This window comes from Ensifer canadensis (assembly GCF_017488845.2).
Lineage (GTDB): Bacteria > Pseudomonadota > Alphaproteobacteria > Rhizobiales > Rhizobiaceae > Ensifer > Ensifer canadensis.
The window spans coordinates 408,056-428,124 of record NZ_CP083374.1 but is presented as its reverse complement, the minus strand read 5'-3'; the positions used below and the strand labels follow the sequence as shown (position 1 = coordinate 428,124).

Annotated in this window: 18 protein-coding genes and 3 pseudogenes; 6 read left to right on the top strand and 15 right to left on the bottom strand. The window is 59.3% G+C overall.

The genetic code is table 11. The annotated features are described in order from the left end of the window. Positions 1-77 precede the first annotated feature (77 nt). Positions 78-380: a DUF982 domain-containing protein gene (locus J3R84_RS35420; RefSeq protein WP_057207143.1), complete on the bottom strand. Its 303-nt coding sequence runs from the start codon at positions 378-380 to the stop codon at positions 78-80. An 834-nt stretch (positions 381-1,214) separates the two neighbouring features. On the opposite strand from J3R84_RS35420, the gene J3R84_RS35415 reads away from it, so the two are divergent. Together J3R84_RS35415 and J3R84_RS35410 are read left to right on the top strand one after the other, a co-directional pair. After that, positions 1,215-1,835, top strand: coding sequence for a hypothetical protein (locus J3R84_RS35415; RefSeq protein WP_203527527.1), 621 nt, complete (start codon positions 1,215-1,217; stop codon positions 1,833-1,835). Positions 1,836-1,934: 99 nt separating this feature from the next. After that, positions 1,935-2,285 carry a hypothetical protein gene (locus J3R84_RS35410; RefSeq protein ID WP_057216916.1) on the top strand — a complete coding sequence of 117 codons (351 nt, stop codon included), beginning with the start codon at positions 1,935-1,937 and terminating at the stop codon, positions 2,283-2,285. A 55-nt stretch (positions 2,286-2,340) separates the two neighbouring features. Here J3R84_RS35410 and J3R84_RS35405 read toward each other — a convergent pair whose 3' ends face one another. After that, a complete protein-coding gene (locus J3R84_RS35405) occupies positions 2,341-2,709 on the bottom strand; it encodes a hypothetical protein (RefSeq protein WP_057207146.1) in 369 nt (122 codons plus the stop codon). A gap of 403 nt (positions 2,710-3,112) precedes the next feature. Further along, entirely contained in the window at positions 3,113-3,577 is a 465-nt protein-coding gene (locus J3R84_RS35400) for a MarR family winged helix-turn-helix transcriptional regulator (protein WP_057216920.1), read from the bottom strand. Positions 3,578-3,651: 74 nt separating this feature from the next. Between J3R84_RS35400 and J3R84_RS35395 the strand changes: the two genes are divergently transcribed. Then, positions 3,652-4,524: an SDR family NAD(P)-dependent oxidoreductase gene (locus J3R84_RS35395; protein WP_057216922.1), complete on the top strand. Its 873-nt coding sequence runs from the start codon at positions 3,652-3,654 to the stop codon at positions 4,522-4,524. Positions 4,525-4,662: 138 nt separating this feature from the next. Here the strand turns inward: J3R84_RS35395 and J3R84_RS35390 are convergent, their stop codons facing one another. After that, positions 4,663-5,625: a LysR family transcriptional regulator gene (locus J3R84_RS35390; RefSeq protein ID WP_057216923.1), complete on the bottom strand. Its 963-nt coding sequence runs from the start codon at positions 5,623-5,625 to the stop codon at positions 4,663-4,665. Positions 5,626-5,761: 136 nt separating this feature from the next. Between J3R84_RS35390 and J3R84_RS35385 the strand changes: the two genes are divergently transcribed. Together J3R84_RS35385 and J3R84_RS35380 are read left to right on the top strand one after the other, a co-directional pair. Further along, a complete protein-coding gene (locus J3R84_RS35385) occupies positions 5,762-6,364 on the top strand; it encodes an NADPH-dependent FMN reductase (RefSeq protein ID WP_025430311.1) in 603 nt (200 codons plus the stop codon). A gap of 61 nt (positions 6,365-6,425) precedes the next feature. Next, positions 6,426-7,253, top strand: a complete 828-nt coding sequence (locus tag J3R84_RS35380; RefSeq protein ID WP_057216924.1) for an NmrA family NAD(P)-binding protein — start codon at positions 6,426-6,428, stop codon at positions 7,251-7,253. 202 nt (positions 7,254-7,455) lie between these two features. Here J3R84_RS35380 and J3R84_RS35375 read toward each other — a convergent pair whose 3' ends face one another. Together J3R84_RS35375 and J3R84_RS35370 are read right to left on the bottom strand one after the other, a co-directional pair. Continuing rightward, positions 7,456-8,130 (bottom strand): DUF1275 family protein, encoded by a 675-nt coding sequence (locus tag J3R84_RS35375; protein ID WP_057216925.1) that lies wholly within the window; start codon positions 8,128-8,130, stop codon positions 7,456-7,458. Positions 8,131-8,386: 256 nt separating this feature from the next. Further along, complete coding sequence (locus tag J3R84_RS35370; RefSeq protein WP_203527529.1) at positions 8,387-9,079, bottom strand: hydrolase; 693 nt, start codon at positions 9,077-9,079, stop codon at positions 8,387-8,389. Between the two features lie 180 nt (positions 9,080-9,259). Here J3R84_RS35370 and J3R84_RS35365 point away from each other — a divergent pair. Further along, positions 9,260-9,554: pseudogene (locus J3R84_RS35365) on the top strand (LysR family transcriptional regulator); the annotation flags it as partial. A gap of 350 nt (positions 9,555-9,904) precedes the next feature. Here the strand turns inward: J3R84_RS35365 and J3R84_RS39220 are convergent. From J3R84_RS39220 to J3R84_RS35320, 9 genes and pseudogenes are all read right to left on the bottom strand, one after another. After that, positions 9,905-10,102: pseudogene (locus J3R84_RS39220) on the bottom strand (hypothetical protein); the annotation flags it as partial. A gap of 175 nt (positions 10,103-10,277) precedes the next feature. Next, positions 10,278-10,427 (bottom strand): annotated as a pseudogene (locus tag J3R84_RS35355) (helix-turn-helix domain-containing protein); the annotation flags it as partial. 194 nt (positions 10,428-10,621) lie between these two features. Beyond that, positions 10,622-11,311 carry a helix-turn-helix domain-containing protein gene (locus J3R84_RS35350; protein ID WP_225968652.1) on the bottom strand — a complete coding sequence of 230 codons (690 nt, stop codon included), beginning with the start codon at positions 11,309-11,311 and terminating at the stop codon, positions 10,622-10,624. Between the two features lie 407 nt (positions 11,312-11,718). Next, entirely contained in the window at positions 11,719-13,602 is a 1,884-nt protein-coding gene (locus tag J3R84_RS35345; protein ID WP_156408058.1) for a patatin-like phospholipase family protein, read from the bottom strand. A gap of 360 nt (positions 13,603-13,962) precedes the next feature. Beyond that, entirely contained in the window at positions 13,963-15,153 is a 1,191-nt protein-coding gene (locus J3R84_RS35340; RefSeq protein WP_057216928.1) for a serine hydrolase domain-containing protein, read from the bottom strand. A 30-nt stretch (positions 15,154-15,183) separates the two neighbouring features. After that, on the bottom strand, positions 15,184-16,104 hold the full coding sequence (locus tag J3R84_RS35335) for a MurR/RpiR family transcriptional regulator (RefSeq protein WP_239637612.1): 921 nt from the start codon (positions 16,102-16,104) through the stop codon (positions 15,184-15,186). A gap of 5 nt (positions 16,105-16,109) precedes the next feature. Further along, positions 16,110-17,570: an amidase gene (locus J3R84_RS35330; RefSeq protein ID WP_057207156.1), complete on the bottom strand. Its 1,461-nt coding sequence runs from the start codon at positions 17,568-17,570 to the stop codon at positions 16,110-16,112. Beyond that, a complete protein-coding gene (locus J3R84_RS35325) occupies positions 17,557-19,212 on the bottom strand; it encodes a dipeptide ABC transporter ATP-binding protein (protein ID WP_107026992.1) in 1,656 nt (551 codons plus the stop codon). Before J3R84_RS35325 ends, J3R84_RS35330 begins: the two co-directional genes overlap by 14 nt. Next, positions 19,209-20,060, bottom strand: coding sequence for an ABC transporter permease (locus J3R84_RS35320; protein WP_082555597.1), 852 nt, complete (start codon positions 20,058-20,060; stop codon positions 19,209-19,211). The genes J3R84_RS35325 and J3R84_RS35320 overlap by 4 nt, the downstream gene beginning before the upstream one ends. Between the last annotated feature and the right edge of the window lie 9 nt (positions 20,061-20,069).

The window sequence follows — 20,069 nt, the reverse complement described above, 5'->3', positions numbered from 1 at the left end:
CCGAAGCGGTCCCGGCAGAAGCAGGGCCCCGGTTTGCGTGGATCGCCGGAGGTCGTTCCGTGATCGCCAGTGTAACCTTAGGCGGCCCTTTGAGGATTACTGCCTCCGGGCACCTTCACCTGTTCAAATGCCGCTGTGGCCGGCAAACCGGCTTCAAGACAGGCTGCGATGAACGCTTCGCGCGCGACGGCGACTGGTGTCGCCCGCTGAAGTGCACCGCGGCAAGTCCTGACCGCGCGCTCGTAGCGCTGTCCTCGACGAAGCGGCCACTCATTTTCCAGGAAATCAAGAGCCTCATAGACGGACGAGAAGACGTGATGCGTGCCGTTCTGAAACTTTACCAAGAGCGGCACAGACCATGGCATTTCCGCAATGAACATGGGTTCCTCCTTCACATGCAAGTGGATGAAGAAAGACAGGTTAAATTAGGTGCCGCGAATGGATGTTCAAGCGGGCAATTGACGCCCGCAAAGAAAAGGCCCCTGCGGGAGGGGCCGAGAGAACGACAGCTGTTGCGGGGGGACTGCCAGCTGTCATGGGGTGTCCATAAAACGCGGGCGCTGGCGAATTGTTCCGAACTTGCTGACCTCGCACCGGGCTGCTCCAGATATCCCTCGCGCGCATAAACATCTAGCGTCCGTGACCTTGCCCCTTTGAAATCCATCTTGAATTAAGCTCCGGCCGATAGCGGGTGACGGTGCCTGGCGAAATTAAGAGATTCTCACATCACCATCATGTGCAGCGGTGGACGGGGCTAACTCCCGTCTGCAGGGTCACCGTTTGGGTTCGGCGCTGGCATCTCTCTTATATCTCGCGCGGGATGTTTGCGGTCGTCGGGCTCCGATGGCGCTTCCTTGTTGTCGGGACGGCGGATTGGCTGTGCTCTAGGGTCGACCCTCTTGGGTGGGGCAGCAGTCTTCTTGGACATGTCCAGTACTCCAGGTTCAATGAGAAGAACCGATTGACAAGACTGAAGGTTCCGGGACCGCCACGGACGTGACTAAAGACGGTTGTATTGGTCACGGAAGGATCTCCGCGGGCGGCGTCTGCAAGAGACACGACGCAGTCTTTTGTCGCCATTGGGAACCGGAAGTCAGACCTGAATGTCGCCGGTCTGCGAACGGTCGCTCCTGTCGTTTGTTCCGCTCATTCGTTGCCACATTCGTGATCGATTTCTTCTGAGCGATCGACCGATAGTCGATTTTGAGGTTAGGATGGGTCGCGAGGTCCATGAGGTTCATTATGCCGACGCCGATCCGGTTCGTTATTTTGAACGTGAGCGTGGGGTTTTTGCTTGGGGCAGCGCTGCTCTGATCGTAAAAATCGCTCCGGTCGCCCTCGGGCACGGCCAAAGTCTTGATCCGCTTGCGTTCGGGTTGCAGATCTACGCTTTCGGTGCATCTTTTGGTCTCGGTGCACTGGCGACGGCTTTGATCATGATTGCCGAGGATTTGATAGACCCAAGTGTGATCGACGAAATTGTGAAGCGGCTTTGGCCCGAGATGACCGTTGAAGGAGATCACGTTGAAAATCCCAAGCCCTTTGAGCCAAACGAACAAATGCGGGCCGCCGATCCATGTCCCAAGGGAAAATCGCCGGCATTGTGGTGCACGACTGGCATCCCTTGGCTTCGGGTAGATCCAGCGGGCAACCAATGCGGACGATCACGCGCTCGGTTACGGCAATCTCCTCAGCCAGCGTATAGAAGCCAGGAGCGCGGCTGCGTCTGCGCTACATCCATGAAGTCTGCCACCATCGGGCGCGATCAGGGCCATTGCGAAACTCTTTTCACTGTCACATCAGCAAACCCTAATCTTCAAGGAAGTTTCGTCTGAGCGTTCTGAAGTTTCTTAAGCGAAGCACTGGGCGGGCATGCAAGGGAACCGAAATCGGGCAGGCAGTATTTTGCTGCTCATTGCACTCAGGAGGTGGTTATGATCGACAATGACGCCTGGACAATGGAAGAGCGTCTCTGGTGTGAAGGCGAGAGTGCCTACAGGGATCTTGTGCACCCCGGCTGCATTATGGTTTTCGTGGCGCCTCTCGGCATTCTTCAAGGGTCCGAAATCATCGAAAGCATTCGACAGTCGCCGCGTTGGGATTGGATCAGGATGACGGAAAAGTGTTTTGCGCAGCCGTCGGACGACGTCATGGTCTTGGCCTATCGTGCGTTAGCGAATAGGCGCGAAACGGAGGCTTATCACGCCTATTGTACGTCGACCTATCATGCTTGCGAGAACGACTGGAAACTCGTTCAGCATCAGCAAACGCCACATGCCATCTGATGATGCATTGGATCAGTTTGGAACGGTCTCTCTTCGCAGACGTCCGGGGGCCGGGCTATTTTTGTGATCGCTCCAAAAGGATACGCATCTCATCGAACCGCCTTTTTCGCGCAGCGTCCTCCTCCTGGGGCGAATAGCAGGTGTTCGATTGGCAAAACCGGACCAATGAAAAGGGCGGCTTCGCGTTACTGAATTCACATTCAAACGTGTCCGACATTTCCGATTTTGCCACGTTGGCACGCGTCGAATAGGTCAGCCGCACGCCCGGCGGCTTCAGTTCCGGGAAGGACTGAACAATTCCAAGATGCAACACATCGGTCAGAAGGAAGTTTTTTGCGACCGTGGCGCATATCGCTTCCAGATCCCCTGACTGGGCGAAAGCTGGAGATGCGACCAGGTTCAGCAAAAGCACATACCGTATCATGTAGTTCCTCCGGGGCTTTACCTTGTAGGTAACTAGAGGCGGAACAATAATATCAATTGGTCGTTGCGCGAAATTTCGACCGCCATGAAGAAGTCGGCAGAGGGTTTGACGCCGGTAGGCGAGAAGCCCTCGCGAGCCGATCGTTGGATGGGAACAATCCTGCGCTTTCGCCATTATATTAGTGCACGCGCAAAAGCGATCCCGAACCTAATCCCTCTGGATCGTGTGCAGGATGGCCTCCTCGAAAGGAGGCCATCTGTCTATTGCAGCGGCCGACACGCCCATGGCCGGATGACGAGATTGTCCATCACCGACACGGTGCGTGCTACAAGGCCGGCTGACGTTCCCAAATGACCGTTCCACAAAGGCCGACCACCATGTCTGTGCCCTTCGGGGGCTGGTCCTAGTTTGCTTTGCCGGAGTTGAAGCGACGAAGCAGGGCCGTAAAGAGGCGTAGATCCGCCTCGCTCCAGCCGTCGAGACGACGGCGAAAAACCTCGCCCTTGTACTTGATCGCTGCGCGTATCTTGGTGACGCCCTGGTCTGTCAGGGACAGTATTACGCCACGCTTATCGGCCGGATCGGGACGAGACTCGACGATTCCGGCTTGCTTTAGCTGTCGCACCAGGCGGCTAGTCGCGCTACGGTCCATAGCCAAACCATCTGCAACATGGCTCGCCTGAGCCGGCCCGTACGCGTGAAGCCACTGGATGATGTGGTAGGCGGCCGGTTGCAAATCGGCGTCGAAGCTGGCGGCCATTTCAGTCGCAACCGCGCGCGACGCGCTCAGCAGTGCATTGAGCTGTTCGCCGAGCGATAGCCACAGCAGGGGCGTCTCATTTGTTTCGTCTTCGGTGAGGGACGCCATGCAGTCGCTCCCCTTTCCATTCCTTGGCGTTATCGATATGATGGATATATATCCACTATATCTATGAGGTGTCCATGTCCGAGATTTCCGCGCCCATCGTCGTCATGACCGGCGCTACGAGCGGAATCGGGCGTCTGGCGGCGATCGAGCTGGCCAGTCGTGGTGCGCATTTGGTGCTGATTGCACGCTCCGAGGTCAATGCGGAAGCCACCGGTAATGCAATCAGGACGGTCGCGCCGCAGGCGCAGATCGACATTCATTATGCGGACTTGACGCGATTGGAGACAGTCTCCGCAGTCGGCCAGACGATCGCGAGGGAACATGACAAGATCGATGTGCTGATCAACAATGCCGGCATTCACGCCTTCGCGCCGCGCACCACGGTCGACGGCTACGACGAGATGATGGCGGTCAATTATCTCGCACCCTGGCTGCTCACGAGCACCCTGCGCGAGACGCTGATCCGGTCTGCACCCTCGCGCATTGTGACCACGGCATCGGAAGCGTCCCGCCATCACGGAAAGATCGAACTGACGGGCGATATGTTCGCGCCCACGCGGTTTTCCCGGCTAGGCTCCTCACGGATCTACGGACGGACGAAACTGCTTGACATCATGTTATCCCTCGAACTTTCGCGGCAGCTGGAAGGAACCGGCGTGGCAGTGAACTGCCTGGACCCAGGTTTTAATGTCACTGGTCTGGGGCGCGAGCTGAGCTTTGCGCCAATGCTCGAACGGATCCTGACGAGGCTGAAGATTGGCGATCCCCGTCGAGGCGCGGGCATCATCGTTCGTCTCGCCATGGATGCTGAGTTCGGGACCGCTACGGGCGGATATTTCTCGGTGAAGGATGCAACGCCGCTGGAGCCTGTCTCGCCCGCCGACGACCCGAATGCGCGGCAGGCATTGTGGGCCATAACCCACGAGGTGCTTGGGGCGATTTCCTGAGGCGGACGAGGCTTCGCGGCTGAAAGGACCCGACGAGCGTGCCTGGAGTCCTGCAGGAGCGCGTACGAAGCGGAACACTGACAAAGGCCCGGAAAACCGGGGCATTTTGACGTCTATTGCCGACCTACCGATGCTATATCAGAGCCGTGGGTCCGGCCCTTCTGAAGTTGGATCGGCAATTGGCGCGAATTGCTGCGATCCTTCTGCGCTCAACAATTCGGCACGTATCTTGCCGACGACGGAGTCGATGAAAGCAGAAACCGCCAGTGGCAAGTGAGCCCGGTTGGGGTAGACGACGCTCATGCCGAGATTGCGGCGCATGTATTGGGGCAACACCGGCACCAGTCGGCCAGCCGCGAAATCGGCTGTGCCCAGGATTGGTGTCAACGCGATGCCGAGGCCTGCTATAGCCGCCTTTCGGATCGCCTGTGCGGTATTCGCCATCACGCGGCCGGTGACGGTCACCTCCTCCTCGGGTCCGTCGGGACCTTGAAGGCGCCAGGTCGCATAGTCCCGGGCCTGTGGCATAAACAGACAGTCATGACGGGTCAGCTCCTGCAATGTGGCAGGCGTCCCGCGCGCGGCAAGGTAGGAGGGGCTGGCGACAAGTCCGAACGAGCGGGTTTGGATCTTGCGCACAACATAGTTCGGACCACGGGTTGCGTTCCCTCGGAAGGCGACATCGATGCCTTCTTCGATAAGGTCAGCCGTGGCGTCGCTTAACACGAACTCGATACGCACTTGTGGGTGCGAGGCCAGGAATTCGGCTATCCATTCCATTTTGTAGAAGTCGAAGAAGTCGGCGGGCATCGCCACACGTATCAGCCCCCTGGGCACCCGCGCGCCGGCAATCAGATCCTCTCCCGCTTGTTGCAGTCCGTCCACGGCCGCAGCGCTATTATCGTAGAGTTCATGTCCGGCATCGGTGAGTTTCAGCTTCCGGGTGGATCGCTGCATGAGCCGGGCGCCGAGCTGCTCTTCCAATTCCTGAATGCGCCGGCTGACCGTATTGGCGGGGATCCCCAAACGACGTCCGGCCTCCGCGAAACTGCCAAAGCGAACAACCTGCACGAACAGGCCGATGTCGTTCAGGTCGAGCATCGATATTCCTTCTAAAAATGGGGGAGTTAAATCCAATAGCCCCGCCTAGTCAATTAAATATGCGGCGAGCATTTTAGGGACAGCGGGAATTGCACGCAGTCCCGATTGTTCGACAAGCCTGAAAGGAAGCACCCACATGTCCAAGAACCCACATATCGGCATCGTCGTCGGCTCGACGCGAGAGGGCCGCTTCAGCGAGCGGGCGGCCGCATGGTTTCACAAGATTGCCGCTCGGCGCAGCGATCTCAGCGTCGAAATTGTCGACCTGCGCGACTACCCGATGCCATTCTTCGATGAGCCGGCATCGCCGGCCTGGATGCAGCCGAAGGATCACGTCGCAGAGCGTTGGGCGGCGAAGCTGGCCGCGTTGGACGGGTTCGTCTTCGTCACGCCGGAATACAATCACGGATACAGCGCAGTGCTGAAGAACGCGCTGGACTATGCCTTCCAGCAATTCAACCGCAAGCCGGCCGCCTTCGTCGGGTATGGCGGCGTCGGGGCCGCACGCGCCATCGAGCAACTGCGCATGGTTGCCGTCGAACTTCAGATGGCGCCGATCCCCAAGTCCGTGAACATCGGCATGGCCGAGTTCCTTGGCATCTGGCAGCAGGGCAAGGATTTCGCGGATTTTCCGCATCTCGAACAGGCGGCGGGCGTTCTGTTGGATGACTTTTCCTGGTGGAGCCACACGCTGCAGACAGGGCGTCAGGCCACATCCGCACTGGCTTCAGTCGGCTGAACGCGTTGGGTCGCCGCTCGGCCCAACCGGCGGCGGCCCAATCTGGTCCAGTGAAAGGGGATTGGTCATCAGTCGGAAGCTTGCTGTCGTCGTCACGGGAGCCACAGGCCAACAAGGCGGCGCTGTCGCGAAGAACCTGCTGGAGCGCGGCCACGAGGTTCGCGCCGTCACGCGCAATACCGACTCCGCGAAGGCAAGGAAGCTCGCAAACGCTGGCGCCACACTCTTCCGCGCCTCACTCGAAGCCACGGCCACGCTCACCAAGGCGCTCGAAGGAGCGACCTCTCTCTTCGTGATGACGACGCCATTCGAAGGAGGTCCGCAAGCCGAGACGCGGCAGGGCAACTCCGCCGCGGACGCATCCAAGGCCGCAGGCGTACACCTCGTCTTCAACTCGGTCGGCTCTGCCAATCGACAGACGGGCGTCCCGCACTTCGACAGCAAGTACGAGGTCGAAAAGCACATCGCCGAGATCGGCGTGCGTGCCACGGTCCTGACAGCGTACACGTCCCTGCGCGCCGTGCTTGCCGAGCACACTACCTTCGACCCGAAGGTGGGTGCGGCCCTCACCCTCGCGGCTGCGGCCGGGGTCGGCAACGCCTACATGACCCGTATCGCCAGTCGGCTCGCCCAGATGAATGGCTGGACCGAAGAGCAGGTCGGTGCCTTAAAAACGGGCACCTCGACAAACGACGTCAAAATCGATGTGCTCGCCGGCCTGGCCAGGGAAGCGGCTGCCAATTCGGGAAACGTCGCCGACGTCACCTGGAAGGCCGCTCAATTCGCCGGCTGGAGCGATGAGCAACTAGCCGACGTGTTTGCTTACGTGGGGGCGACGGTATTTACGGGGTACTTCCTCAATTACGCACAAACGGATTTGGATGTCTAAGTGCGTCAAGGGGTCTGCGGAAGGTCATTCCTTCAACCGCGGTCGATGACATCGTTGAGAGATCCAACAGAGTAGCGACATGGTGAGGCCACTCATTCGCATAGGGGGTAGGTCCAGACGTCTGCCCGACGAGCGGTCGTGCGGTCTCCGTCGAGCCGCAGCGATCGCACCTTCGGGCGACAAAATGACAGCGACCATCCGCTTAGCTCGACTTCTGTGCGCTCTGAGGAGAATAGAAAAGGCCGATCAGGAGCAACAAAGAGGCTGGCAAGAGCATGCCGGCAACGCCAACCGTGACTTGCGCAAACGCGCCGGCGGCGCACCCTAGCACAAAGCCAAGCACCAGGATGATCGACGTCAATGATTGCCCCCACTCTTCCGGCTTCTCGGTGTAGCCGATGAGGCGACGAGCAGCGGCGGTGGCGAGCCCGGCGATGTTGCCTGTCATCAGCGAGAACGGCGGGCCGAGCCTGGTGTCGAGACGCTCGATGGCCGTCAACATCCCCATCGCGACGACGGCGAGAAGTGCACAGGCGGATACCGGCCCGGCATCGAAGATTGCAAGAAGAGCGGACATCGCGAACGCGGCTGCGGCGACCATGAGCGTCCAGAACGTCGCGCGTTCGAGAGGCTTGATCGAGGTGACCATGATCGCCGCCAAACCCGCGCCCACCATGAAGAGAGGGAATGACATGATCTGAAGACCACGCAAACCACCTTTTTCGTGACCGACCAGCCCCAGCCCGAGGAGCACGACATTGCCGGTGACCAGTCCAACGAAAAGGCCGCCCAAATGAATGAAGAAGAGCGCGTCCGCGAATCCGGAGACGAATGCCAGTACCAGTGAATTGCTTTTCCCGCGAAGTATATTCAGCATTGTCTGCGGTGACCCCTATTGGTTGAGACTGATTCCGGCCCTTCTTGCAAAGCGGGCGCAGCAAGCGATCCACGCTTGTCCTCCGACGACGGCCGGGTGAGGCGATTTAACGACGCTATTCAGGTGCTGCGTGCTTTCTCCTTAATACCGGTCCGGTGCTCCAACGTGTGCTCGAAAGTGAAATCGAACCCTGTGGTCAGGGCCTCCACCTCCCTGGTGCGTCTCGACGACAAACCAGGGAGGCGACCGGTGATGATTATTTTGCGGGGTTCGGGCCAATCCGCTTGCCGTGGGTGACGCGTTCAGCGGCCTTGTGGACCATGGTGTAGGCATAATCGATGCCCATTCCGTAGGCGCCGGAATGCTCCTTCACCAGTGTGGTAACCGCGTCATAGGTTTCCTTCCGCGCCCAGTCGCGCTGCCACTCAAGGAGGACCTGCTGCCAGGTCACCGGAATGACGCCGGCTTGAACCATGCGGTCCATTGCGTATTTGTGTGCGTCGGCCGAAGTGCCGCCGGAAGCGTCGGCAACCATGTAGATTTCGTAGTCCGGAACATCGCGGAGAGCCGAGAGTGCGAAGGTCGTGTTGCAGACTTCGGTCCACAGACCTGACACGACAATCTTCTTGCGGCCGTTCGCAGCATTCTTCGCCAGCGCATCGCGGACGTTCTGATCGTCCCAGGAGTTCATCGAAGTGCGCTCGAGGATGTCGTTTTCCGGGAAGACGGCGAGCAGTTCGGGATAGGTGTGGCCGGAGAAGGATTCGGTCTCGACGGTGGTGATCGTCGTCGGAATATCGAAGACCTTGGCGGCCTTGGCGAGGCCCACGACATTGTTCTTCAGCACCTGGCGGTCGATCGACTGCACGCCGAAAGCCATCTGCGGCTGCTGGTCGATGAAGATGAGCTGGCTGTTTTGCGGGGTCAGGACTTCGAGTTTGCTGGACATGGGTTATCTCCTCTTTGAGTTGGTGGGAAGCAGGGCGTCTGCCGCCGCCTTCGCCGGTTTCTGCGGTAAACTTGTTTGGTGAGAATAGGTGTAGTCCCGTTGATTGCGTCGAGTAATTGCAATAAAAATTGCGAATGAATTGCGTTTTTGGAAATAATCAAGATGAACGACTAGAAGGCCCTGCGCATCTTCCTGCTTGCCGCCGAAAAACGAAATTTTGCCCAGGTAGCGCGGGAGCTCAACTTGGCGCCCGCCGCGATCACACGGGCCATTTCCACTCTGGAAGACGATCTCGGCATCCAGCTTTTCGTGCGCACGACGCGGCAGGTGTCGCTGACGACGGACGGGGCGATCTTCGCCGCACAGGTCCAGCCCGCCATGCCGGCGCTCGAAACGGCGCGCAATGACGTGATCGACGCCCACAAGGCGGATCAGGGGCGGCTTCGCATCAGCGCGCCGACCTGGTTTGGCAACAGTATGTGCCTGCCTTCGTGGCGACGCTGCAGTAAGCCACGCAAACTCATGGGCAGCCAACCCTCCTTCTCTGGCGGTCATCATCTTAACGTGGGGCGAGTGCCACCACCCTCATCGGATCTGCTGCCATTCGAAGCTGCGAACGCGGTCGAGGATATCCCCTTGTAATAGGCGCCACGCTTCGGCGTCGGATGGTTCACAACGACCTTCGCCCAAGAGGGGCGGGCCTTGCCCGTTGCTGGGGCACGGTCATCGCCGAGAGCGACAGATGAACAGATCAAGATTGAGACTGCCGCTATTGCGGCAGGTCCGGCCATGTTTTTCATTCTTTGATCCTTTGCGGGAGTTTAACTAACGATGCCGTGCGTTCCTCTGTCGCTGAACGGCCCTGCAGGCGCAGCCGAGCGCGCCGAAGAAGCCCTTGAGATCGGCGATCGGCAGGCGTGATGTCCAGGCGCCGGCGCCTTCCGGACCGCCCCAGGCGGCATAGCCACCGAAGGTCCTGACCGGTGACCAGTCGGGCATGACGGCGGCGTGACTGTCAGGATCATCGGCTTCTCCCCGAGTAATTGCCGGTTGCGGAAGTGGTTCCCCGATATTGCTTCTATCCCGCTGCAGGTTCTTGTCCGGAATGTCTGCTTTTTGAAGATTCTCCCGTTTACCCGCAACGAAGGGAAACTCGGCGGACGGCAGGGATACATCGTTCACATAACGGTGATTGCGCTCAACGCTGATGGCGCTGCCGGCATTCCGGCGTGGTGCCGACCACACGCGAGAAGGCGCGCGTGAAGTGGCTTTGGTCGGCAAAGCCACACGCCATTGCAATCTCGGCGATTGGCAGCGGTGAGGAGACGAGCAGGTCGCGAGCCTTATCGCGCGCGTTGGCCGGGCACGGTGCCAAGCCTTCGCGATCGGATCTCCGTATGATGGAGATTGTGGATGCGCCGACGATCGATCGGCGAATGGCGTTCGGCTCCTGGGTGCTTTCCGGGGCGGCCTCCCTATCGTACGACTCCCAACTAACAGGCGAACGAAAGACTGGCCAAGTTCTTCGTTCAAGCAATTGGACTAATGGAGGCACCCCCGCCGCCAGACCGAAGGCGTAACGCCCGTTTCGCCGACAAATGCCTTTGCGAAATGTTCAAGGCTGCCGAATCCGCACGCGCAGGCAATGTCCTCCAGCGAGAGGGTATGATTGGCGAGGTACGCCTTGGCCCTGTCGATCCGTGTGGCGATTGGCAACAGCGGGGTGCCGAGATCTTCCCGCAGGAACACCCTTGCCGCCTTTCCACCGCTCGCCTCAATCGGCTCGCCATACCGGTGCAGGAGGTGGGCGCAGATAGCGACTGCTACAGGCCCCAGGGGCGCCGGTGAAGGCGCTTTTCCGCTACCGGCGAAAAATGCCAGCAGCGCCGTACCGAGATTGCAGAGCACCGAATCCGGTTCGCCACGACGGCACACCAGGCGGCGTGGTCCGGTGTCCGGCGATAGCTCCGCCGTCTCGCCGAACAGGGCCTTGGGTAGCACGAAGGCCAGCGAGCGCAGTCGACTGTTGAGGCGAATGGCCGCCCCGTCCCCGAGATCGACGATGCAGATCGTGCCACGCCCAAAGCGGCGAACCGGAGCGCAGGAGCCGTCTGACCGGATGTCTGCGTGTTCGGCGTCCTCTAGATAGAGCATGAGAAAGTAGGACTCGCAGGCCGGAAGTCGAACGTCGTTTGCGTCACCCGCCCAAAGCTCCCGGCAAATGCTGGTCACGGAAAAGCTCGCGGCGCGGATTGGTACGGTGGTCAGGCACGGGGCTTCAGGCGTCCCGAAGCAGACGCCCACGCATGCCATGTCTTTACTATATAAGCTCAAACGACAATCTCTTCGCGACTTCTATGGAACGAACCTACCGAAACAAGGCCGGATCTATTCCTAGACTTTATTCCAGCCTGTGTTCGCGTGCAACGTGAACGCGAATCGGATTCGCATTCTGCGGGTTTCACACGAGCGCTCCCAAATGCGGCTTTCAAGCTCGGCGACAGTCGGCGCAACCGTGCTGCCGTAGCGGATCGCATACGTACTCCTATTCCTCGTGCTCGGCCGTGGGTCGAGAGTCGGGCGTACCTCAATCTGCCATGAAGTGACTGCTCGCTGGTGGCGCAACGTGGCGGATCGCGCTACGTGGTGGACTTGTCCATGCTGTCGCCACGGACTTGGATCGGGCCCTTCTGAGCTGAGGTGCCCAGCACCGCGTGGAGTGCCGGGTCGTTCTGGCGCAGGCGTTCGTCGATCCATCGGATGGCCCAATCGTGGGCCCCGGCAAACAATTCGGAATGCCGGCTCCAATCCATGAAGCTCACCGCGCTCGAACCCGGCGGACAAACCAAGACATCCTCTGGGCCAATGGCAATGTCCTGCGGCCGGTGTGCCAGCATGCTCGCAGCAATCACCTGAATCATGCTGGGCACCTTTGGCAAGCTGGCGCGACCGAAAGGGTTTAGCCAGGCGAGCGCCAACTCGGAAGCTCCGGGGATGCGGTCATAGTCGATGTGGTATTTCTGTGGACCACCTGACTCCAAGCTCGCGACGACATTGGGCCCGGTCTTGAGTTCCTTCATCTGTTCGAGCGGCAGATTGTTCATGATCGCGCCATCCACGAGCATATCGCCGTCACCCGTAAAGAATGGCGGCAGGACACCGGGGATCGAGCCTGACGCGCGAACCGCCTGCCAGAGCTTTCCGCGGCGATGAACATGAGGCTGACGAGTGCTGAGATTGGTCGAAAGCGCAAAGAACGGAAGCCACAGATCCTCAATCAGAACGTCGCCGTACTCGGCCTGAAGGGCCTGATCGAACACCTTGTGATCCAGGAGAGCGAAATGCGGCAGGGTGGGACGGCGAAACGCTCTGCCCTTGATGAATATGTTGTGCGTGCCTTGGTCTATCTCATCGGCATTCAGCCCTCTGGCGAAACCGGCCATCATTGCCGCTCCGGAACTTGTCCCACCGAGATAGTCGAAGCAAGCGCCCGCCTCGACGAAGGCCTTGCAAACACCAAGATGCGTACAGCCGAGGGACCCGCCCCCCGCCGCTACGAAGCCCCTTGCCTTGCCGGAAAAGAATCGAACCAGGCGTTGGATGTCAGACCCGTCCCCCAGTGCAACATGGTGATGATGGCCAACATGAGGACGCTCGTTTAGCCATTTCGCCGTACCAGAAACCGTTGCCGAGCGTTTGTCGTGAATGAGGATGAGCCGCGCGGTCGAGGGTGAATGAACCGATAGCGCCAATTCCTCGGACCGGTTCAGGCGGGGCGAGCAGGACGCGTCGGCGAGCAGCAGGACGCTATCCGCCTGGCGAATGCAGACCCGTGTCCATTCACTGGGCTCTTCATCGGCGACATAGACGATGATCTCGGTCTTGGCCTCGAGTTCGTTCAACCAGTTGAGAACCGACTGATCGTCGATCGGACGACCGGCGAACCGCGCTTCAATGTCAGGCCGGGCAAGGAACTCAGCGCGCATTCCCGCCGCGAACGCCGCTCGCAGGTGACGGATGAAAACTGGTGAAATGCGACTTCCGCCAGCTGGAATGATCGCAAGCGTTCGGATCTTGGCAGGTTCCTTTGGGCGCGACGAATTCGGAGACTGCATGGCGAACCGGCGCGCGAGAAACGTGGTGACCGCCTGCCGCAGGCTTGGCAAAGCTTTGGCCGCCTTCTCGAACTGGCTGCCGCGGATTTCAAGGACGATCGAATCGCGGGCAGCCAGCACGGTCGCCATGCGGGGCAGCCCTGCAAAAAAACCGACCTCACCGACGAGCTCGCCCTGGCCGATCTCGGCGACCGCGCCAGCATAGTCTTCCTTGTGCACCGTAAAGCGGCCCGATAGCACGATAAAGAACCGATCCGATGGCTCACCTTCGCGAACCAGAGCCTCCCCACGTCGCAATATCCGCCTGTCGGATTCGGCAGCCAAAGCCTCGAGTGCCGCCAAAGACGCCCGATCGAACATCAATGTCGCCGACAATAATCTCGCCGCAAGGGACTCGACGGAAGACATTTGCACCACTCCTCGAGACGCGATCGCTCCCACCAACAATAATGCGTTTCGCTCAAATGCGCTTCAAGGCGCAGTGGCTCAAAAAAAGCGATGCCACCCCTGTGGCAGCCAAGTTTGTAATCCGCCCTACCGCAAAGCAGACGGGTCGATCGTGGATGTCAGCCTCGTGATTGATGGACGAATGACGTCGTCGGCCGAGGGGAGACTGCTGGCAATGTGATGAAGATGCCGATCGTGGAGTTGCACACAATCGGCGCAAGAAGCCGCCGCTACAGTCGTGCTTGCCGTCGCGAAGGGCACGATGACCAAGGCCATCAGAACGCTTACCATGCGGCCGGGGCTGCCCTCGTCCGAGAGCACTTAATTCAAGGCATCACGGATGGCATGTATCGCACTTAGTGCCGTCCGCGTCCGATCCGTGCTGAGGAACTGTGGCCAACTTGAGAGGATCACAGCGGCGAAGTCGCCTTCCGGGTCGATATAGATCAACTGACCGAACACGCCGCGTGCCATATAGGCGCGTCTTTTCTGGTCCTCGATCCAAAACTGGTTATGATAACTGCCGCGCGGTAAGGTCTGGCAATAGTTGTCTCCAAGTGGGTACGATTTTCCGTGGCGAGTTTCTTCGATCCATCTTGAGGGAACAACCTGCCGACCACCAATGTTGCCTTGCCCGAGGTGCAACAATGCGAAGCGTCCGTAGTCACGCAGCGTGGCATTGAAACCGCCGTCACCAAGCGCATAGCCTGCGGGATCCACAGTGAAATAGGCATCTTCCTCAGCCCCCATACGCGACCACAATTCGCGGCTTACGAGCTCAGATAGCATCAGACCGCTTACCCGCTGAAGAACGAAGGCGAGTGCGTCTGTTTCGATAGAGCGATAGCGGAACGAAGCCCCGTGCGGGCATTCGGCCTCCTTTAGCGTGAGGATCAATTCCCAAACGTTCTTCGGCCAGTCTGGCTGATGTCCGTCTTTCCAACCGCTTGCGACATCCAACTGCGCCATGTGGGAATCGTGGGCAGTGTAGGTTTCGTCGAATACCACGCCACTGGTCATATCCAGCACATGCTGAACGGTAGCACCCCGGTACGCTGTGGTTTCGAGTTCGGGGAGATACTGGGTGAGTGGAGCGGCCGGATCGATTTCACCGCGTTCGATAAGAATGCCTGCCACGGTGCCGACAATGGATTTGGCCACCGATTGCGAGAGGTGCGGCGTCCTGGCGGTCATGCCGCTGAGATATCTCTCCGCGACCACTTTCCCGCGGTGCAGAACGAGAAACGCGTCGGTATACTGCGCTTGCATGAAGTTAGCGACCGTCCGGCGGGTCCCGTCCAGCTCGAACTCAACGCGATCAATATCCTGATGCGCACTGAGCATTTCCGTTGGTCCACCCTGACCTCGCCAGACCTGTGCTGTGGGCACGATCGAACGCACGTTCTGGAAGGTCCAGCGATTCCACGGCGCGCGATCCCACTCCGCCCGCGGGACAAGGGGTGCGCCGGGTTTGTTGGGATCACGGAAGGTTAGCGTAGAGCTCGATGTCATCAGTACTTCTTTCGCATTTCCTTGATAATACTAGTCTTTTCGCCTTAGGTACGATCCGCCGACGAACTCGCCGAACAACTGACCCATCTCGCTCATTGTCGCAAAATTGCGCTTCGCCTTGGGGCCGAGCTTCACCGCCACAGAGTCGATCATGAGGTTGAGGATCACTCCAAGGCTCGCCGTCGAGTCCCAGAAGGTTTTCACGTGTGTGTGCCCCTCAAAGACAAGCGGCGTGTAGGTGAAGCCCCAATGACTGTAGCGGTCGGTCACAATGATGAGTGGAATTCCGAATGCCTTGAGCTTGTCAGCCAACTTGATCCCTCGGGCGGCATAGGCCGCAGTATCAACCAGTACAACCACGCTCTGTTTGGGGTCGCTTGAGAGGACTTCGCCAAAGGTGCCTGTAGCGTTGTCGGCGAAGAGAACGTTTGGGCGCGCCCATAGCAGACGGCTCGAGAAATCCATCGCCAAACCTTTGGACGCCTGGAATCCGACGACATAGACGTGGCGGGTCTTGGCAAGAAGCGTTGCGGCCTCATCCCATTGTTCAGTCGCAGTCAGCCCATACGCCTTCACGATCGCGTCCAGCTCGAGTTTCAAGCTCTCTTGGAGTTCCTGTTGTCGGCTGTTGCGGACCTGGAAACGCGCCATGTAGTCATCGACTTCTCCGTCTCTCTCTACAACAGAGCTGCGCATCCGGTTCTTCAGATCGCGAAGATTTTCAAAGCCAAGAGATCGTACGAAACGCGTCACCGTCATCTCGCTCACGCCTACTGCGCGCGCGATGGTGCTGCCCGTCTCAAAGGGCAACAATTGAACATTATCGAGCATGTAGACAGCGAGGCTCTGCTCCGAGGGAGAGAATTCGTTCATGCGCGCGCGGAGGATCGCTTCAATGTCGATCTTCTCCGCACCAGCCTCGTTCGAGCTTTCGTCATTGGCAAATGTCACTGTCATCACTCCCGCATGCTACCTGCAAAGACAGGGGGAAATCCTTGCCCCCATATGCCGTTGTTACGATCCAGACCTTCTTCGAGCTGGCGTCCGACAGCAAGCAGCAAGTCCTCGCGCCCGAACCGGGCCACCAGCTGGCTGCCGATAGGGATTCCGCCTGAGGATGTTCCCGTCGGAAGCGAGATTGCTGGCTGACCAGTGCCATTGAAAAGAGCTGTAAACGTTTCCTTCGGTTCGAGGTCGGCGAAGACATCGTCCGCATCGATTTCCGGCCGCGCGGGGTCAAATGTCCCCACGATCTCCGGCAGAATGGCGCTGGTCGGCGTCAAGAGGAGATCGTATTGATTGAAGAAGCGGCCGATTTGGCGCGTCACATCGTCATAAGTGGCAAGCGCACCGATCAGTTCCGCGCCGCTAAGCGTCGTTCCGTAGCGATGCAAGGCCAGGACAGTGGTGCCAACAGTTTCAGGGCCGAGCTTCCTTTGCATGTGTTCTGCAATTTTCGACAATCCCGAAGCGCTATCGGCTGCCCAGATGATTTTCTGTGCATGGAGAAACGCGGCGTAGTCGAATTCTGGCCGCGCTTCCACGACGTGATGACCAAGGGCAGCTAACAGTCCCGCCGTCATTCTTACAGCGTTCACGACTTCGGGATCACATTGGAACCCCGACCAGGAGTCTGTGCAGAGTGCGATGCGCAAGCCCTTCGGCGGACGCTGAATTGTCTCGCTATAGCTGCTGGTCGGCCTGCAAATCTCGTATCCATCCCCAGCGTCAGGGCCATTGGATAGATCCAGCAGGAGGGCCGTGTCGCGAATTGATCTTGTCAACATGAATGCCGTGGCGAGTCCCAGAAGCGGAGCGTTGGCGCGTGGAGATCCGGTAATGCGCCCGCGTGAGGGTTTGAGCCCGATCAGTCCACAGAAGGAGGCGGGATTGCGGATCGATCCGCCACCGTCGCTGCCCTGCGCGAATGGCACAATGCCCGCTGCAACTGCCGCGGCCGCACCGCCGCTTGACCCCGCGACGCCGCGCTTGGGATCCCATGGATTAGAGGTGTTGCCGTAGAGCAGCGTTTCTGTCGTTGCGGCCACGCCGAACTCCGAGCTGGTCGTACGGCCGACATTGACCAGGCCCGCGTTTCTAAGTCGTTCCCAATAAACGGCGTCCTGCGTCGCCCGGTTTCCCTCAGCAAGCCGACTGCCGAACTCGGCAGGGCGCCCCGCCTCGACCGGAAAGTCCTTTGTCAGTGTCGGGATCCCGTAGAACGGGCCCGGGCCCGGCTTCTCCGGAAGGCAATCCAAGGCGTCGGAGTACAGTTCTATGACGGCATTGATCTTTGAGTTCACTGCCGCCACCGAGCTCGTAATGCACCGCCCCAAATCTCTCGGGCTTACGTCACCCTTTGCCAAGAGTTGCGCAAGGCCGACGCCATCGTAGGTGACGTACTCATCGAGGCGCATGGCACATTCCTTGTCTTGCATGGGGCTTTAGGTGGGTGACTGAACCGACAAGCTCGCGGGTGTAGCTATCTTGTGGCTTGTTCAGGACCTGTTGTGTCGGGCCGCTCTCAACGATCCTGCCTCCCTTAAAGACATAGACCCGTTGGCAAATGCTGTTGACGACGCCGAGATCGTGGGAAATGTAGAGCAATGCGAGTTGCCGCTCGCGCTGAAGTCTGCCCAGGAGTTCCAGGATTTGTGCCTGTGTTGTCACGTCCAAAGCGGACGTGATTTCGTCTGCGATCAACAATTCTGGCTCTAGCGAGAGTGCCCTGGCCAAGCCGACACGCTGGCATTGGCCGCCAGATAGCTGTCGGGGGCGACGCTCTCGCAACGCCCTCGGCAGCTCGACCATCTCCAGAAGGTCGTCTGCGCGCATTAGAGCCGAGCGTCGGTCTGACAGGCCGTGCCTCCATATCGGCTCGGCGACGGCGTCCCGGACACTCATTCGGGGGTTGAGGGAGTCGTACGGATTCTGGAAAACCATTTGCACGCGCCGTTGGAAACGCATGAGCTCCGCGCCGCTCAACTCATGCACATCGCTGCCATCGAAACTGATCGCGCCATTGCTCGGCTTGTTCTGCCGTACAATCGCCCGCGCGAGCGTGCTCTTGCCCGATCCGCTTTCGCCGACGATGCCCACCGTTTCTCCGGCGCTGACCTGAAGATCGACTTCGTTCAGGGCAAGGAATGGGATTCGTTTGGATGCCGAACCGGTTAGGAGATTGCCTCGCGGCACGAACGACACGGAAAGCTTGTCAACGCTGATCAGGGGGATGGACCGCGATGCAGGCGCTGGATCACCGGTGTTGCTCCAGCCGTTTGGCTGCGACGCGATCAGGAGCTGTGTGTAGCTGCTTTTGGGGCGGTTAATGATCTCCTCAGTCGGGCCCTGTTCAACAATTTCTCCGTTGCGCATGACGATCACGCGCGAGCAGGTGCTGGCGATTGCGGCCAGATCATGAGAAATCAGGATGATCGACAAGCCGCGATTTCGGTTCAGATCGCGCAGAAGCTTAAGGATGCGCGCCTGGACAGTAACGTCTAGTGCTGTGGTCGGCTCGTCGGCGATCAGTAGCTTCGGTCCACAGCCGATTGCAGCGGCGATCATGGCCCGCTGTTTCATTCCGCCGGAGAATTCGTGCGGATAAGAACGCGATCGCGCGTGCGCATCTTGGATGCCAACATCCTCAAGCAGTTGGATTGTCCGCCGCTCTCCTTCGCGCTTCGATATTCCCAGATGCCGCACCATCGGTGCTGCGACTTGCTTGCCGATGCGACGGAGCGGGTCGAGATGTGAAGCGGGGTTCTGGAAGATCATACCGAGTTCGCGGCCGCGGATCGAGCACCAGTCAGGCTCGCCAAGTTCGAGGAGGCTTCGCCCCTCCAACCGGACAGCGCCCATTGTTGTTGCTGTTCTGGGAAGAATGCCCATGAGCGCGCGGCACGTGAGGGACTTCCCAGACCCGCTTTCCCCGACGATGCCGAGGATTTCGCCAGCATTGACACTAAACGACACTCCTTTCACAGTCTCGAGGGATCCGAAGGAGATCGACAGGTTTTCAACCTCCATCAATGGTGAGAGCTTGCTTGCCATGCTCATGCGGCCACCTCTCGACGCTGCCATTGACCGAGACCGTCTCCGAGAAAGGCGAAGCCCAGTCCGAGTGAAATTGCCGCGAGACCTGGGAAGAGGCAGATCCACCATGCTTGCTGGATGAACGCCTGTCCGTCGGCAATGATGACGCCCCATTCTGCGAGCGGCGGCTGAGCGCCCATGCCGAGATAGCCAAAGCTCGCCCCGGCCAGCATGACAAGTACGGCGTCGCTCACGGCATAGGCAATGACTGGCCCGATTGCGTTCGGCAGAACGTGTTGGAAAAGGACCGCTCGTCTCGGGTAGCCGAGGCATTCGGCGGCGCGGACGAATTCGCTTTCGCGAACCGTCAGGACTTCAGCTCTGACAAGACGCGCGTAGCTGACCCAGCCGACGATCGTCAGTGCGATGATAAAATTGACGAGGCCCGGTCCGATCACGCCGACGATAGCCAGAACCAAGACAAAAAATGGAAAGGCGACCGTAAGGTCATAGACCCGCATGAAGACGCTATCGACCATGCCTCCGAAGTAACCGCTGAAGAGCCCGACGATGGTGCCGATTACAAGCGGAGGCAGGACGCCGATGACACAAAGAAACAGGTCCACGCGCGCTGCGTAAATGACACGGGAGAAAACGTCGCGACCTACCTGATCGGTTCCAAACCAATGATCTGCACTGGGCGCTGTCAGCATACTGGCGATGTCGATCGTGTCCGGGTCGTATGGCGCGATCAGGGGAGCGGCCAAGGCGATGAACAACCAGCCGCCAAGAATGGCGATCGCCAGCACCATCATCGGTGAGAGCTGCGTTGTGAATGCAACGATCCCTGATAAAGCAGGTGATTTCAACATTGTGGTACC

Excerpts from the sequence above, each read along its gene's own strand:
- J3R84_RS35420 (WP_057207143.1), bottom strand. The coding sequence starts at position 380 with ATGTTCATTGCGGAAATGCCATGGTCTGTGCCGCTCTTGGTAAAGTTT.
- J3R84_RS35415 (WP_203527527.1), top strand. The coding sequence starts at position 1,215 with ATGGGTCGCGAGGTCCATGAGGTTCATTATGCCGACGCCGATCCGGTT.
- J3R84_RS35410 (WP_057216916.1), top strand. The coding sequence starts at position 1,935 with ATGATCGACAATGACGCCTGGACAATGGAAGAGCGTCTCTGGTGTGAA.
- J3R84_RS35405 (WP_057207146.1), bottom strand. The coding sequence starts at position 2,709 with ATGATACGGTATGTGCTTTTGCTGAACCTGGTCGCATCTCCAGCTTTC.
- J3R84_RS35400 (WP_057216920.1), bottom strand. The coding sequence starts at position 3,577 with ATGGCGTCCCTCACCGAAGACGAAACAAATGAGACGCCCCTGCTGTGG.
- J3R84_RS35395 (WP_057216922.1), top strand. The coding sequence starts at position 3,652 with ATGTCCGAGATTTCCGCGCCCATCGTCGTCATGACCGGCGCTACGAGC.
- J3R84_RS35390 (WP_057216923.1), bottom strand. The coding sequence starts at position 5,625 with ATGCTCGACCTGAACGACATCGGCCTGTTCGTGCAGGTTGTTCGCTTT.
- J3R84_RS35385 (WP_025430311.1), top strand. The coding sequence starts at position 5,762 with ATGTCCAAGAACCCACATATCGGCATCGTCGTCGGCTCGACGCGAGAG.
- J3R84_RS35375 (WP_057216925.1), bottom strand. The coding sequence starts at position 8,130 with ATGCTGAATATACTTCGCGGGAAAAGCAATTCACTGGTACTGGCATTC.
- J3R84_RS35370 (WP_203527529.1), bottom strand. The coding sequence starts at position 9,079 with ATGTCCAGCAAACTCGAAGTCCTGACCCCGCAAAACAGCCAGCTCATC.
- J3R84_RS35345 (WP_156408058.1), bottom strand. The coding sequence starts at position 13,602 with ATGTCTTCCGTCGAGTCCCTTGCGGCGAGATTATTGTCGGCGACATTG.
- J3R84_RS35340 (WP_057216928.1), bottom strand. The coding sequence starts at position 15,153 with ATGACATCGAGCTCTACGCTAACCTTCCGTGATCCCAACAAACCCGGC.
- J3R84_RS35330 (WP_057207156.1), bottom strand. The coding sequence starts at position 17,570 with ATGCGCCTCGATGAGTACGTCACCTACGATGGCGTCGGCCTTGCGCAA.
- J3R84_RS35325 (WP_107026992.1), bottom strand. The coding sequence starts at position 19,212 with ATGAGCATGGCAAGCAAGCTCTCACCATTGATGGAGGTTGAAAACCTG.
- J3R84_RS35320 (WP_082555597.1), bottom strand. The coding sequence starts at position 20,060 with ATGTTGAAATCACCTGCTTTATCAGGGATCGTTGCATTCACAACGCAG.